This window comes from Paraburkholderia tropica (assembly GCF_014171495.1).
GTDB classification, from domain to species: domain Bacteria; phylum Pseudomonadota; class Gammaproteobacteria; order Burkholderiales; family Burkholderiaceae; genus Paraburkholderia; species Paraburkholderia tropica.
Window position 1 is genome coordinate 1,495,950 of the sequence record NZ_CP049137.1, and the last position, 13,390, is coordinate 1,509,339.

Here is a 13,390-nt window from a genome sequence, read left to right on the forward strand (position 1 = left end):
GTCCCGCCCCGATGAATATTTCGCGTCTTTTCATCCTGCGGCCCGTCGCGACATCGTTGCTGATGATCGCGCTGGTGCTGGTCGGCCTCGTGGCGATGAAGTTCCTGCCGGTCTCATCGCTGCCCGCGGTCGACTATCCGACCATTCAGGTGCAGACTTTCTACCCCGGCGCGAGCCCGACCGTGATGGCCACCACCGTCACCGCGCCGCTGGAAGTGCAGCTCGGCGAGATTCCGGGCTTGCAGCAGATGGTCTCGTACAGCTCCGAGGGCGCCTCGGTCATCACGCTGCAGTTCGACCTCTCGCTCAATCTCGACGTCGCCGAGCAGAACGTGCAGCAGGCCATCAACGCGGCCAACAGCTATCTGCCGAGCGGCCTGCCCGCGCCGCCGACCTACGCCAAGGTCAATCCCGCCGACCAGCCGATCCTCACGCTCGCGGTCACGTCGAATTCGATGTCGCTCACGCAGTTGCAGGACGCGGCCAACAACCGCCTCGCGACCAAGATTTCCGAAGTGCCGGGCGTGGGTCTCGTGAGCACGGCGGGCGGCAACGTTCCGGCCGTGCGCGTGGAAGCCGATCCGCAGAAGCTCGCCGGTTACGGCCTGAATCTCGACGATCTGCGCACGCTGCTCGCCAACGTGAACGTGAGCGCGCCGAAGGGCAACTTCGACGGCCCCGAGCTCGACTACACGATCAATTCGAACGACCAGATTTCCGATCCGAAAGATTACGAAGACACGGTCATCGCGTACCAGAACGGCGCGCCGGTCTACATGAAGGACGTGGCGCGCGTGTCCACGGCCGCGCAGGATGTGGAGCGCGGCGCCTGGTACAACAAGCAGCCCGCCATCGTGCTGAACGTGCAGCGCCAGCCGGGCGCGAACGTGATCGCCACGGTCAACCAGATCATGCGCCAGCTGCCGCTGCTCGAAGCGACGCTGCCGGCCGGCATGAAGGTCACGGTGGTGTCGAACAGCGTCGGCGTGATCCAGTCCTCGGTGCACGACGCCGCGTTCGAACTCGTGCTCGCGGTGGCGCTCGTGGTCGCCGTGATTTTCGTGTTCCTGCGCAATCTGCCCGCCACGATCATTCCGAGCATTTCGGTGCCGGTCTCGCTGATCGGCACGCTCGCGATCATGTACGAGCTGGGCTATTCGATCGACAATCTCTCGCTGATGGCGCTCATCATCGCCACCGGTTTCGTCGTCGACGATTCCATCGTGATGATCGAGAACATCGTGCGTTACCTCGAAGAAGGCGAAAAGCCCTTGCAGGCCGCGCTAAAAGGCGCGGGACAGATCGGCTTCACGATTCTCTCGCTGACCATTTCGCTGATCGCCGTGCTGATTCCGCTGCTGTTCATGGGCGGCGTGATCGGGCGTCTCTTCAGCGAATTCGCGGTCACGCTCGCGGTGACCATCGTGCTCTCCGCCGTGGTCTCGCTGACCGTGGTGCCGATGATGTGCGCGCGCATTCTGCGTCCCCAGGCCGAACGCCATCCGAGCCGCTTCGAGCGCATCAGCGAAGGGCTGTTCGACAAGACGCTCGCCGCCTACGAGCGCGGCCTGCGCTGGGTGCTCGACCATCAGATCCTCACGCTGATCGTGGCCGTGCTCACCGTGGCCATCACCGGCCTGCTCTATGTGGTGATCCCGAAGGGCCTCTTCCCGGTGCAGGACGTGGGCGTGCTCCAGGCGATCAGCGTGGCAGACAATTCGGTGTCGTATTCGGCGATGGTGCGCCGCCAGAGCGAACTGGCCGAGCAGATCCTCAAGGACCCCGACGTGGTCTCGCTCACGTCTTACGTGGGCATCGACGGCATCAATAACACGCTGAACAACGGCCGCTTCCTGATCAACCTGAAGTCGCACGACGACCGCTCGGAAACCGCCGAGGAAATCGGCCGGCGCATCCAGCAGTCGGTGGCGAAGGTGCCGGGCATTCGCCTCTATGTGCAGCCCGAGCAGGATCTGACGCTCGACACGACGGTCTCGCGCAGCCAGTACAACTTCGTGCTGCGCGGCCCGAGCCAGGAAGCGTTCGGGCAGTACGTGCCCGACCTCGTCGCGCGCATGAAGCAGATTCCGTCGATCGCCGACGTCACGAGCGACCTGAACACGGACGGTCTCTCCGTGAACGTGCAGGTGAACCGCCAGCTCGCGGCGCGTTACGGCATCACGGCGGCGACCATCGACAATGCGCTTTACGACGCGCTGGGCCAGCGCATCGTCTCGACCATCTTCCAGCAGTCGGACCAGTACCGCGTGATTCTGGTCGCGAAGCCGGAGTCGCTGCCGACGGTCGATTCGATCGGCGACATCTATCTGCCGAGCCAGACCGCGAGCACGGGCCAGGTGCCGCTCAAGGGCATCGCGACCATCAGCATCACGCGTTCGCCGCTGATGATCAGCCACCTCGCGCAATTCCCCTCGGTGACGATCTCGTTCAATCTCGCCGACGGCGCGTCGCTCTCTTCCGCCGTGCGCGACATCCGCAAGGCCGAAGCCGCCGTGAAGCTGCCGCCGTCGATCACCTCGTCGTTCCAGGGCGCGGCGCAGGCCTTCGAGGACTCGCTGTCGAGCGAGGTCTATCTGCTGATCGCCGCCATTGTGGCCGTGTATATCGTGCTGGGCGTGCTCTACGAGAGCTACGTGCATCCGGTGACGATTCTCTCGACGCTGCCTTCGGCGGGCATCGGCGCGCTGCTCGCGCTGATGATCGCGGGCAAGGACCTCGACGTGATCGGCATCATCGGCATCGTGCTGCTGATCGGCATCGTCAAGAAGAACGCCATCATGATGGTGGACTTCGCGCTCGAAGCCGAACGCGTGCACGGCAAGCCGCCGCGCGAGGCGATTTTCGAGGCCTCGCTGCTGCGCTTCCGCCCGATCCTGATGACCACGCTCGCGGCCATGCTCGGCGCGCTGCCGATGCTGCTCGGCACCGGCACGGGTTCGGAACTGCGCCGCCCGCTCGGGCTCGCGATCATCGGCGGCCTGACGGTTTCGCAGTTGCTCACGCTGTTCACCACGCCCGTGATCTATCTGATGTTCGATCGTCTCGCGGAGCGTTTCGGCCGCAAGCGCAACCGCGATGAAAGCGGCGACGCGGACAGCAACGCGCCTGGCGGCAACAACGGCGGCAGTGGCAACAACCCGCCGCCCGCGCCCGAGGCGACACCGTGAATCTTTCGGCGCTTTTTATCCGCAGACCGGTCGCGACCTCGCTGCTCGCGATCGCGATCCTGCTCGCCGGCACGCTCGCGTTCTTCCGTTTGCCCGTCGCGCCGCTGCCCAACATCGCCTATCCGGTGATCGTGGTGCAGGCGAACATGGCGGGCGCGAGCCCGGAAACCATGGCGTCCACCGTGGCCGAACCGCTCGAACGGCGGCTCGGCACGATCGCCGACGTCAGCCAGCTCACGTCGATCAACAACGTGGGCTCGTCGCTGATCGTGGTCGTGTTCGGCCTGAACCGCGACATCAACGGCGCCGCGCGCGACGTGGAAGCGGCCATCCAGGCCGCGCGCGCGGACCTGCCCACCACGCTGCGCAGCAATCCCACTTACCGGCAGTACAACCCCGCGAGCGCGCCGATCATGGTGCTCGCGCTCACCTCCGACACGCTCACGAAAGCGCAGCTCTACGATTCCGCCGACTCGGTCATCATGCAGCAGCTTTCGCAGGTGGACGGCGTGGGCCAGATCACGCTGGGCGGCGGCGCGCTGCCCTCGGTGCGCGTGGAGTTGCAGCCGGGCAAGCTCAATAGCTACGGCATCGGCCTCGAAGACGTGCGGGCGGCGATCGGCGCGGCCAACGCGAACAGCGCGAAAGGCCATCTCGACCAGGGCGACCAGCGTTTCGTCGTCACCTCGAACGACCAGATCAGCAATGCCGCGCCGTTCCGCGACGTGGTGATCGCCTATCGCGACGGCGCGCCCGTGTATCTGCGCGACGTGGGCACCGTGCGCGACTCGAACGAAAACATCCGCAACGCCGGCCTCTACAACGGCAAGTCGGCGGTGCTCGTGATCGTCTATCCGATGCCGGGCAGCAACGTCGTGAAGACGGTGCAGCAGATCCAGGCGCGCCTGCCCAACATCGAGGCCGCCCTGCCCGCCACCATCAAGGTGAACGTGGCGGTGGACCGCTCGGAGTCGGTGCGCGCCTCGGTCGCCGACACCGAGCGCACGCTCTTCATCGCCGTGCTGCTGGTGATCGGCGTGGTGTTCGTGTTCCTGCTCTCGCCGCGCGCCACGCTGATTCCGGCCGTGGCGCTGCCGCTCTCGATCATCGGCACTTTCGGCCCGATGTACCTGCTCGGCTACAGCATCGACTCGCTCTCGCTGATGGCGCTCACCATCGGCACCGGCTTCGTGGTCGACGACGCCGTGGTGGTGCTCGAAAACATCGTGCGCCATATCGAGGCCGGGCTCGATCCGAAAGAGGCCGCGTTGCGCGGCTCGGCCGAAGTGGGCTTCACGGTGCTCTCGATGAGCCTCTCGCTGATCGCCGTGTTCCTGCCGATCCTGCTGATGCCGGGCATCGTCGGCCTGCTGTTCCACGAATTCGCGATGACGCTCTCGATCGCGATCCTCATCTCGCTGATCGTCTCGCTCACGGTCACGCCCGCGATGTGCGCCTACGTGCTCAAACGCGAGCAGGTGCACAAGGAGCCGTCGCGCGCCGCGAAATGGATCGACGCGCAGTTCGAGCGCTTCAAGCAGTTCTATTCGCACTCGCTCAACGTCGCGCTCGATCACGCGAAGCTCGTGATCTTCCTGCTGTTCGCGCTGCTGGTCGGCAACGTGTTTCTCGCGCGCCTGCTCTCGGGCACCTTCTTTCCCGAGCAGGACACGGGCATTCTGATCGGGCAGATCATCGCCGACCAGAGCATCTCGTTCACGGCGATGGAAAAGAAGCTCGCGCAACTGCAGGAGATCGTGCAGCAGGATCCGGCGGTGGCGTCGGTGGCGGGCTTCACGGGCGGGCGCGCGCTCAACACGGCCAACGTCTTCATCGAACTGAAACCGCTCGCGCAGCGCAAGCTCTCGGCCAGCGAAGTCGTGAACCGGTTGCGGCCCAAGCTCAACGGCGTATCGGGCGCGCGCCTGTTCATCCAGGCGCAGCAGGATCTGCAGATCGGCGGACGGCAGTCGGCGGCGGAGTATCAGTACACGCTCACGAGCGATGATGCCGACGCGCTGTTCAATTGGGTGCCCAAGCTCGTGACCGAGCTGAACAAGCATCGCGGCGCGATCATGGACGTGAATTCGGACCTGCAGCAAAACGGGCTGCAGACCTATGTGACCGTGAACCGGCAGACCGCGAAACGCTACGGCTTCGATCCGAACCAGGTCGACAGCGTGCTGTACGACGCCTTTGGCCAGCGCACGGTCTCGACCATCTACAACCCCATCAACCAGTACTTCGTGGTGATGGAAGTGGCGCCGGAATACTGGCAGTATCCGCAATCGTTCGATCGCATCTATCTGAGCACGGCGGCGGGTAACGCGAGCGGCTCGGCGTCCACGCAGATGTCGAGCAGCACGGTATCGGGCGTGACCGCGTATAGCGCGATCACCAGCACGAGCACGTCGAGCAGCAGTACCAACGCCCTCAACGCCGACGCCGTGGCGAACCAGCAGAACAACTCGATCGCCAACAGCAAGGGCGGCAGTTCGAGCGGCAGCGCGGACAGCACGGCCGCCGAAACCATGGTGCCGGTGACCGCGATGATGAACTGGAGCGTGAGCCACACCGCCACTCAGGTGAACCACCAGAGCGGCCAGGTCGCGGGCACGATCTCGTTCAATCTGCCGACGGGCGGCTCGCTGTCCGAAGCGGGCAAGATCATCGAGCAGGCCGAGCGCGATATCGGCATGCCCGCTGCGATTCACGGCGAATTCGCGGGCGCGGCCCAGGCGTACGCGCAGTCGATGGGCACCGTGCCGCTGCTGATCCTCGCGGCGCTGGTCGTCGTGTATATCGTGCTGGGCGTACTCTACGAGAACACCATCCACCCGCTCACGATTCTCTCGACGCTGCCTTCTGCCGGGATCGGCGCGATTCTCGCGATGCTGATCTTCGGCACGCCGTTCTCGGTGATCGCGATGATCGGCATCATTCTGCTGATCGGTATCGTCAAGAAGAATGGGATCATGATGGTGGACGTCGCGATCCAGAATCAGCGCAATCTGGGCATGGATGCGCGCAGCGCGATTCACGACGCCGCCGTGGTGCGCCTGCGCCCGATCATGATGACGACCTTCGCCGCGGTGCTGGGCGCGGTGCCGCTCGCGGTCGGCATCGGCCAGGGCGCGTCGCTGCGCCAGCCGCTCGGCGTGACCGTGATGGGCGGCCTGCTCCTCTCGCAGGTCTTCACCCTGTACACCACTCCTGTGATTTATCTGTTCCTCGACCGCCTGCGCGCGCGACTCGCACGCTGGGCCGCACGTCTGCCCTGGAATCGCCAGGCCGATGAGAGCGCATCATGAAAACGACTGACTTCACTCTGATTCACCGCACGCGGCGTACGCTGCCGCTCGCGCTCGCCGCCGGCCTCGCGTTCGCGCTGAGCGGCTGCATGGTCGGCCCCGACTACCATCGCCCGCAGGTGTCGGTGCCCGCTCAATGGAAAGAGCTGCCGGGCTGGACCCAGGCCGAGCCCAGCGCCGCCGAAGCGCCGAAGGGCGACTGGTGGACCGCCTTCCACGATCCGCTGCTCGACGAACTCGAACCGCTCGTCACCGTGTCGAACCAGACCGTGCGGCAGAGCTACGCGAACTATCAGGAAGCGCTCGCCGAAGTGCGCGTGGCGCGCGCGGGCCTCTTTCCGACGCTGGGCGTGACCGGTTCGGCCACGCGCGAGCGCGCCTCGACGACCACCACGACCGGCAGCGCCGCCCGCATCGTCAACGCGGGCTCGCTCGAAGCAAACGCAAGCTGGGCGCCCGACCTCTGGGGCGAGGTGCGCCGCCAGATCGAGGAGCAGTCGGCCACGGCCCAGGCGAGCGAAGCCACGCTCGCCAATGCGCAGCTTTCGGAACAGATCGCGCTCGCGAACGCCGTGATCGACCTGCGCATCACCGACGCCGACATCGACCTGCTCACAGCGACGGTCGCGGCATACAAGGACTCGCTGCGCGTGGTGAGCGATCAGGATGCGGCGGGCACCGTCGCGCCGTCCGATCTGCTCACGGCGCGCACGCAACTGGAAAACGCGCAGGCGAGCCTGATCGCGCTGGGCGTTTCGCGCGCGCAGTACGAGCACGCGATCGCGGTGCTGGTAGGCCGCAATCCGGAAGACGTGACGATCCCGCATAGCGAGCGCCTGCCGATCCTGCCGGAAATCCCGGCGGGCGTGCCGTCGACCATCCTGCAACGCCGCCCCGATGTCGCGACCGCGGAACGTCAGATGGCGTCGGCAAACGCGGCCATCGGCGTGGCCGTGGCGGCGTACTACCCGAGCATTTCGCTCTCGGCGCTCGACGGCTTCACGCAATCGCCGCTGTCGGGTCTGCTGCACATCAGCAACTATGTGTGGTCGCTCGGCGCGAGCGCGACCGAAACGATCTTCGACGGCGGCCTGCGCAGCGCCGACGTGGACGCCGCGCGCGCGAGCTACGACGCCTCGGTGGCGAACTATCGCGGCACCGTGCTGACGGCGTTCCAGGACGTCGAAAACGATCTTTCGGGCCTGCGGATTCTCGCGCAGCAAAGCGCGGTGCTCGAATCGGCCGTGCGTGACGCCACGCGCGCCACGCAGATCGCGCAGAACGAGTACGAGGCTGGCACGGTCGATTACACGACGGTCGTGACCGCGCAGGCCACGCAATTGAGCACGCAACAAAGCGCGCTGACCGTGCAGCAGAGCCGCCTGCTCGACGCCGCCGCGCTGATCGGCGACCTGGGCGGCGGCTGGAACGGCCAGATGCACGATGCGCGTCATCCGGATCGGGTCGACGGCAACGCGAATCCGGGCATCAGCGCGAGCGCGCCCGCCGGTGCGGCGGCGCCTGTGCAGGCGAGCGGCGTGGCGGCGGCTGCGCCGAATCCGTAAGACGCGGGCGCGGTCGCGCGCGCGGACTCCAGTCAAACGCGCCGCGCCTTGATGTGCCGCGCATGCCGTTCGTGCATGCGCTTTGATGCAGCCCTTCTCATCCCCCTCTTCACCCCCTGCGAGCGCAACCGATCGTGAGATCGGCTGCGCTATGCTGAATTGTCGGGCGCGCATCGTCGGCTTTGTGCCTTGGTGCGCTTGCTCGTGCGCTTGGCTCGTGCTCACGCGCGCCGCCGCGCCCCCCGTCGATCATCGCCTGCACCACAGCATCGGCACGATGCCGATGCGGGAGATTTCGCCACGATGACACGCCACCGGCACTCGAACCTCGCCATGCTGTGCGCGCTGCTCGCACTCGCCGTGACGGCCCACGCCGAATCCCCACCCAACGCGGACGACGCTAACAGGACAACCGCAGCGCACCCCACGGGGTTCGCACGCTTTCGCGACACGCAAGACGGCGCGTTCGACCTCAGCGACTTGCTGCTCAATCACAAGGGCGTGTTGCCGGTACCGACCATCATCACCGAACCGGCCGTGGGCTACGGCTTTGGACTTGGGCTGCTGTACTTCAGCGCCCCCAAACGCGAGGCAAGCGACAATGCCGGCTCAGCATCGAACAGCGCCGACGCCAAACCGACAATGTCACCGCCCAACATCACCGGCGTGGGCGGTTTCTTCACCGGCACGCATAGCTGGGGCGCGGGCCTCATGCACTTCCACAGCTGGGACGACGACCACATCCGCTATCTCGGCGTGCTCGGCAAGGTCAATCTGCATTTGAATTACTACGGTCCGCAAGGCAACGCCAACGCGTACCAGTTAAGCGGCGTCACCGTGGTGCAGCAGATTTTATTCAGGATTGCCAATAGCCCGTGGTACGTCGGGCCGCGCTATACGTTCTTCGATTCGGCCACACGCTTCGGCCCCCTGCTGCCCGACGGCCTCCACCATTTCGAGCGCGACGTGCGCGTGGGCAAAGGCGGCATCGTGGTCGATTACGACACGCGCGACAACATGTTCTATCCGAGCCACGGCACCTACGCGGAATTCGAAGCCGATTTCGCGCGCGGCGGCTTCGGCAGTTCGAACGCGTTCGACATGCAATCGGTCAAGGCGTATCACTGGATCGAACTGACGCCGCGCTGGATTCTGGGACTGCGCGTGGACAGCGGCTTCTCGCAGGGCGACATCCCGTTTTTCGCGCAGCCCTACGTGAGTTTGCGCGGCGTCTCCGACGCCCGATTCCAGGATCGCAATCAGGTCACGGGCGAGCTGGAACTACGCTGGAACGTCACGCCGCGCTGGGCGCTGCTGGGCTTCGGCGGCGCGGGCAAGGCCTGGGGCAAGCTGCATGCGCTCGGCGACGCGCCCACGGCTTTCGGCTTCGGCACCGGCTTCCGTTATCTGATCGCGCGCAAGCTCGGTTTGTCGATGGGTATCGACGTGGCGCACGGCAACGGGCAGAACGCGTTCTATATTCAGGTGGGCAGCGCGTGGCGCTGAGTTGCGTACTCAAGTGCGCGCCGGATCACGCGCAAGGTTCCGATTCCGCGCGCGGCTCCAGCGGCAGCGCCGAGGCAGGCAAACCGAACACGCGATCGAAGATCAGATTGAAGACGTAGGCATAGACGAGGAAGAACACCGCGAGGCCGACGTCCATCACGAACGCCTCGCCGAGCGGCACGCGCAGCGTGAGCGCGATCATCGGCACGAGAAACAGGATCAGGCCGCCTTCGAAACCCACGGCATGCGCGATGCGCCGCGCGACGCTGCGCCCGCGCTTCGTCTGGCGCGCTTCCCAGCGCTCGAACAACGTGTTGAACACGACGTTCCAGATCACCGCAATCAGCGACGAGAAAATCGCCGCCGCGCCCGCGCGGTCCATGCCGCTGCCCGACAACGAGGCGAAGCTCGTGCTGGTGATGAGGATCGCGATCCCCTCGAACAGCGCGACGTAGACGATCCTGCGTTTGATTCCCTGCATGCCGTGAGCGCTCCCGCGCGATATTTTGCCTGGAAACCGAAAGTGAAAACCGGAAGCGGCGATGGTACCAGCATCCGCGCCGCCTCCCGTTTTCACGGCATGCGCGCCGTGGGCCTTACGCGAGGTCCGTGAACACGGCTTGCGCCGTGAGACGCGACTTCGGCAGCTTCGCGTTGAAGTCGTCGGCGCTGCGGTAGCCGAGGCTGATCACGACGAGCGACGTCAGGCCCTGATCGGCCAGACCGAGTTCCGCGTCGAGCGCAGCGGCGTCGAAACCTTCCATCGGGCAGGCGTCGATTTCGAGCGTCGACGCGCCGATCAGCACCGAACCCAGCGCCAGATACGCCTGCTTTTCCATCCACGACGGCAGATCGTTGCGCTCGCGATGCAGGTTCACGTAGAAATTGCGCGTGTTCGCCTGCCCCGTCTTCGCTTCGGCGCTCGCGAAGCGGCCATCGGCCTCTTCCTGCGCGAGCACGGCGTTCAGATGCGCCTCGTCCATGTCCTTGCGCACGCACAGCACGAGCACGTGCGAAGCCTTCAGCACCTTCGGCTCGTTGTACGCGTAGCCGGGCTGCATGGACTTCGCCACGCGCGCGCGGGCCGCGTCGCTTTCGGCCACCACGAAATGCCAGGGCTGCGAGTTCACCGACGACGGGCTGAAGCGGATCAGCTCCTTCAATTCGTCGATGACCGCGACCGGGATCTTGCGGGCGGGATCGAAAGACTTGGTCGAGTGGCGAGACTTGGCGAAGCGGGTGAGGTTCAAAACATTCTCCTGAATCGATGCGAGGTCTGACGTCGGCCGCCAGCGCGGCGGCAAGGCCGGTATCCTACCAGCATGCGGCGAAGGCCGTGCGGGCGGCCATCGGACCTGTTGCGGCGACCTCGCTCTGCCTGCTCGCCCCGCCTGCTCGCTTCGCCCGCCCCGCTTACGCATCGCGCCTTACCGGAGAATCCCATGCGCCAGGCCATCCATCATCTGCACGTGCACGCGCGCTCGCGCGGGCTCGTCGATTTCACCGCGCAGGTGCGCGAATTCGTCCGCGAAACCGGCATCGGCACGGGTTTGCTGACGCTGTTCTGCCGCCATACCTCGGCTTCGCTGCTGATCCAGGAGAACGCCGATCCCTCGGTGCGCCGCGATCTCGAACGCTATTTCGACGCGATCGCGCCCGAGGACCCGCAGCGCTACGAGCACGACACCGAAGGCCCCGACGACATGCCCGCGCATCTGCGCACCGCGCTCACGCAGACGCAGTTGTCGATTCCCGTCGAGTTCGGCGGTCCGGTGCTCGGCACGTGGCAGGGGATTTATCTGTTCGAGCATCGGCGCCACGCCTCGACGCGCGATGTCGTGCTGCACCTGATCGGTGAATAGACGCGCGCCGGACACCCGCCGTTAGCGAACCTTGTCGCGCCGGCATCGACTTCGCGCCGATGCCGCCGAGCAAAGCGCGCGCGCAGACGCTATGCTACGGCTTGCGCTTTTTCGACACCGGCTTTCGTTCGCCGCTATCGCATCCGAAAGCCTTCGGAAATGTCTAAACGCTTTCGCACCGATTCACCGAACCCTCAAGGAACGCCACATGACAAAGACCACCGGCTCCATGATTTCCTTCAACCGCCCCGACGGCAAAGCGCTGCAAGGCTACCTGGCCACGCCCGCCAAAACGGAGGGCGCGCCCGCCATCGTCGTGATCCAGGAATGGTGGGGCTTGAACGGCCAGATTCGCGGCGTGGCCGACCGTCTCGCGCAAGCCGGTTACTACGCGCTCGTGCCCGACCTCTATCGCGGCAAGAGCACGGTCGAGGAAGAAGAAGCCCATCACCTGATGACGGGCCTCGATTTCGGCGACGCCGCCTCGCAGGACATCCGCGGCGCGGTCGACCACCTGCGCACGCTGACCGACCGCATCGGCGTGACAGGCTACTGCATGGGCGGCGCGCTCACGCTGCTAGCCGCCAACCAGATTCCCGATCTCGCGGGCGTGGTGACGTGGTACGGCTTCCCCCCGCTCGAGTACCTCGACGCGAGCAAGATCACGGCGCCGGTGCTCGGCCACTGGGGCACGCAGGACGGCTTCTTCAAGATCGAGACCGTCGACGAACTGGAAAAGAAGCTCAAGGACGGCGGCGTGAACGTCGAGTTCCATCGCTACCTCGCCTATCACGCGTTCGCGAACGAAGAGGCCGTCGGCCCGGGCCGCATCGCGCACACGCAATTCGATCCGGTCTGGTCGCAGCAGGCGTGGGACCGCACGCTGACGTTCTGGGGCCGCACGCTCTGGAAGCAGGGCTGAGCGCGGCGGCGTGTAGCCGCTGGCCTTAGGCTCAAAGCATGAAAAAGCGCGGCGCACGTTTTCGAACGTGCGCCGCGCGATGGTCCCACAGAGAGACGGGACGCGACTCACCTCATTGCTGGATCGTCGCGCCGCGAATCTGCGCTGCGGTGAAAGCCGCCGCTGCTTTCTGCAGCGCCAGCACCTCGAGTTGCGCCTTCACCGTGTCCTTCACCTGCTCGAACGGCGGAATCTGCGTCGGACGCTTTGCATCCAGCTTCACGATCACCCATGCGTTACCGATCTGGACCGGCTGCGGTGTGATCCCGCCTGCTGGCAATTGCGCGATTGTGCGCGCGATCGGCAGCGGAAGTCCCTGAGTCTTGCCCTCCGCCGCCGGCACCGGAAAACTCATCCACGGCATTTCACCGCCTTGCGCCCCGGTCGCCGCCACGCTATACGCTTTCGCCAGTGCGTCGAACGGCTCACCTGCCTTGACCTGCGCGAGCACCTTCCGGGCGGTCGCCTCGTCGCCAACGGTGATGATGCGCGCCTTGAATTCGTCCTTGCCGAGCGACGCGACGAGCGCGTCGTAGCGCGAGCGAACCTGCGCGTCCGTCACCGCGTCGGGATGCACGTGGTCCGCGAGATAGAGCCTCACCTCGGTGTCGATCTTCGCCTGCGCCGGCGCCTGCTTCACCTCGGGCTTCTGGTCGTAATGCGCTTGCTCCGCGCCCTGGCGCAACACTTCACGCGCGATCAGTCCGCTGGTCAGCATCTGGCGCAACTGCGGCGTATCGGGCTGCTGCGCGCCGTTCGCGCTCACCCGGCGAACGGCATCGTCCAGTAGCGAGGTGGGGATGGCCACCCCGTTGACCACGGCGACAGCGCCAGCAGGTAGCGCGGTGGGTGCCGGGGAATCGCTTGCGTGCGCGAGCGGGACGCCGAACAGGCCACCGAGCACGCCCGCCATTGTCGCGACACGCGCCGCGCCTTTCATACGTTCAAGACAAAACATCACTGCTCTCCTGCTTCAATTGAATGATTGGGCTCGGCC

9 protein-coding genes are annotated in these 13,390 nt (G+C 65.7%); 6 read left to right on the forward strand and 3 right to left on the reverse strand.

Annotation, left to right across the window (positions count from 1 at the left end; all coding sequences use genetic code 11):
- Positions 1-11: 11 nt before the first annotated feature.
- The 4 genes from G5S35_RS36780 to G5S35_RS36795 all read left to right on the forward strand — a co-directional run bounded on the left by G5S35_RS36780 (position 12) and on the right by G5S35_RS36795 (position 9,570).
- Positions 12-3,188, forward strand: a complete 3,177-nt coding sequence (locus tag G5S35_RS36780) for an efflux RND transporter permease subunit (protein ID WP_183040271.1) — start codon at positions 12-14, stop codon at positions 3,186-3,188.
- Positions 3,185-6,499, forward strand: coding sequence for an efflux RND transporter permease subunit (locus G5S35_RS36785; protein WP_183040272.1), 3,315 nt, complete (start codon positions 3,185-3,187; stop codon positions 6,497-6,499). Before G5S35_RS36780 ends, G5S35_RS36785 begins: the two co-directional genes overlap by 4 nt.
- Positions 6,496-8,064, forward strand: coding sequence for an efflux transporter outer membrane subunit (locus G5S35_RS36790; RefSeq protein ID WP_183040273.1), 1,569 nt, complete (start codon positions 6,496-6,498; stop codon positions 8,062-8,064). Before G5S35_RS36785 ends, G5S35_RS36790 begins: the two co-directional genes overlap by 4 nt.
- A 303-nt stretch (positions 8,065-8,367) precedes the next feature.
- On the forward strand, positions 8,368-9,570 hold the full coding sequence (locus tag G5S35_RS36795) for a BamA/TamA family outer membrane protein (protein ID WP_176080253.1): 1,203 nt from the start codon (positions 8,368-8,370) through the stop codon (positions 9,568-9,570).
- A gap of 25 nt (positions 9,571-9,595) precedes the next feature.
- On the opposite strand, the gene G5S35_RS36800 is transcribed toward G5S35_RS36795, so the two are convergent.
- On the reverse strand, positions 9,596-10,051 hold the full coding sequence (locus G5S35_RS36800; protein WP_065063466.1) for a PACE efflux transporter: 456 nt from the start codon (positions 10,049-10,051) through the stop codon (positions 9,596-9,598).
- A gap of 115 nt (positions 10,052-10,166) precedes the next feature.
- Entirely contained in the window at positions 10,167-10,820 is a 654-nt protein-coding gene (gene nfsB, locus G5S35_RS36805) for an oxygen-insensitive NAD(P)H nitroreductase (RefSeq protein WP_183040274.1), read from the reverse strand.
- A 192-nt stretch (positions 10,821-11,012) separates the two neighbouring features.
- Between nfsB and G5S35_RS36810 the strand changes: the two genes are divergently transcribed.
- Both G5S35_RS36810 and G5S35_RS36815 read left to right on the forward strand, forming a co-directional pair.
- A complete protein-coding gene (locus G5S35_RS36810; RefSeq protein WP_065063463.1) occupies positions 11,013-11,432 on the forward strand; it encodes a secondary thiamine-phosphate synthase enzyme YjbQ in 420 nt (139 codons plus the stop codon).
- Positions 11,433-11,640: 208 nt separating this feature from the next.
- The gene (locus G5S35_RS36815) at positions 11,641-12,354 is read left to right on the forward strand and encodes a dienelactone hydrolase family protein (protein ID WP_065063461.1); all 714 of its coding nucleotides are present in this window, start codon (positions 11,641-11,643) and stop codon (positions 12,352-12,354) included.
- 112 nt (positions 12,355-12,466) lie between these two features.
- Here the strand turns inward: G5S35_RS36815 and G5S35_RS36820 are convergent, their stop codons facing one another.
- Positions 12,467-13,306, reverse strand: coding sequence for a peptidylprolyl isomerase (locus G5S35_RS36820; protein ID WP_237181851.1), 840 nt, complete (start codon positions 13,304-13,306; stop codon positions 12,467-12,469).
- Positions 13,307-13,390: the final 84 nt, after the last annotated feature.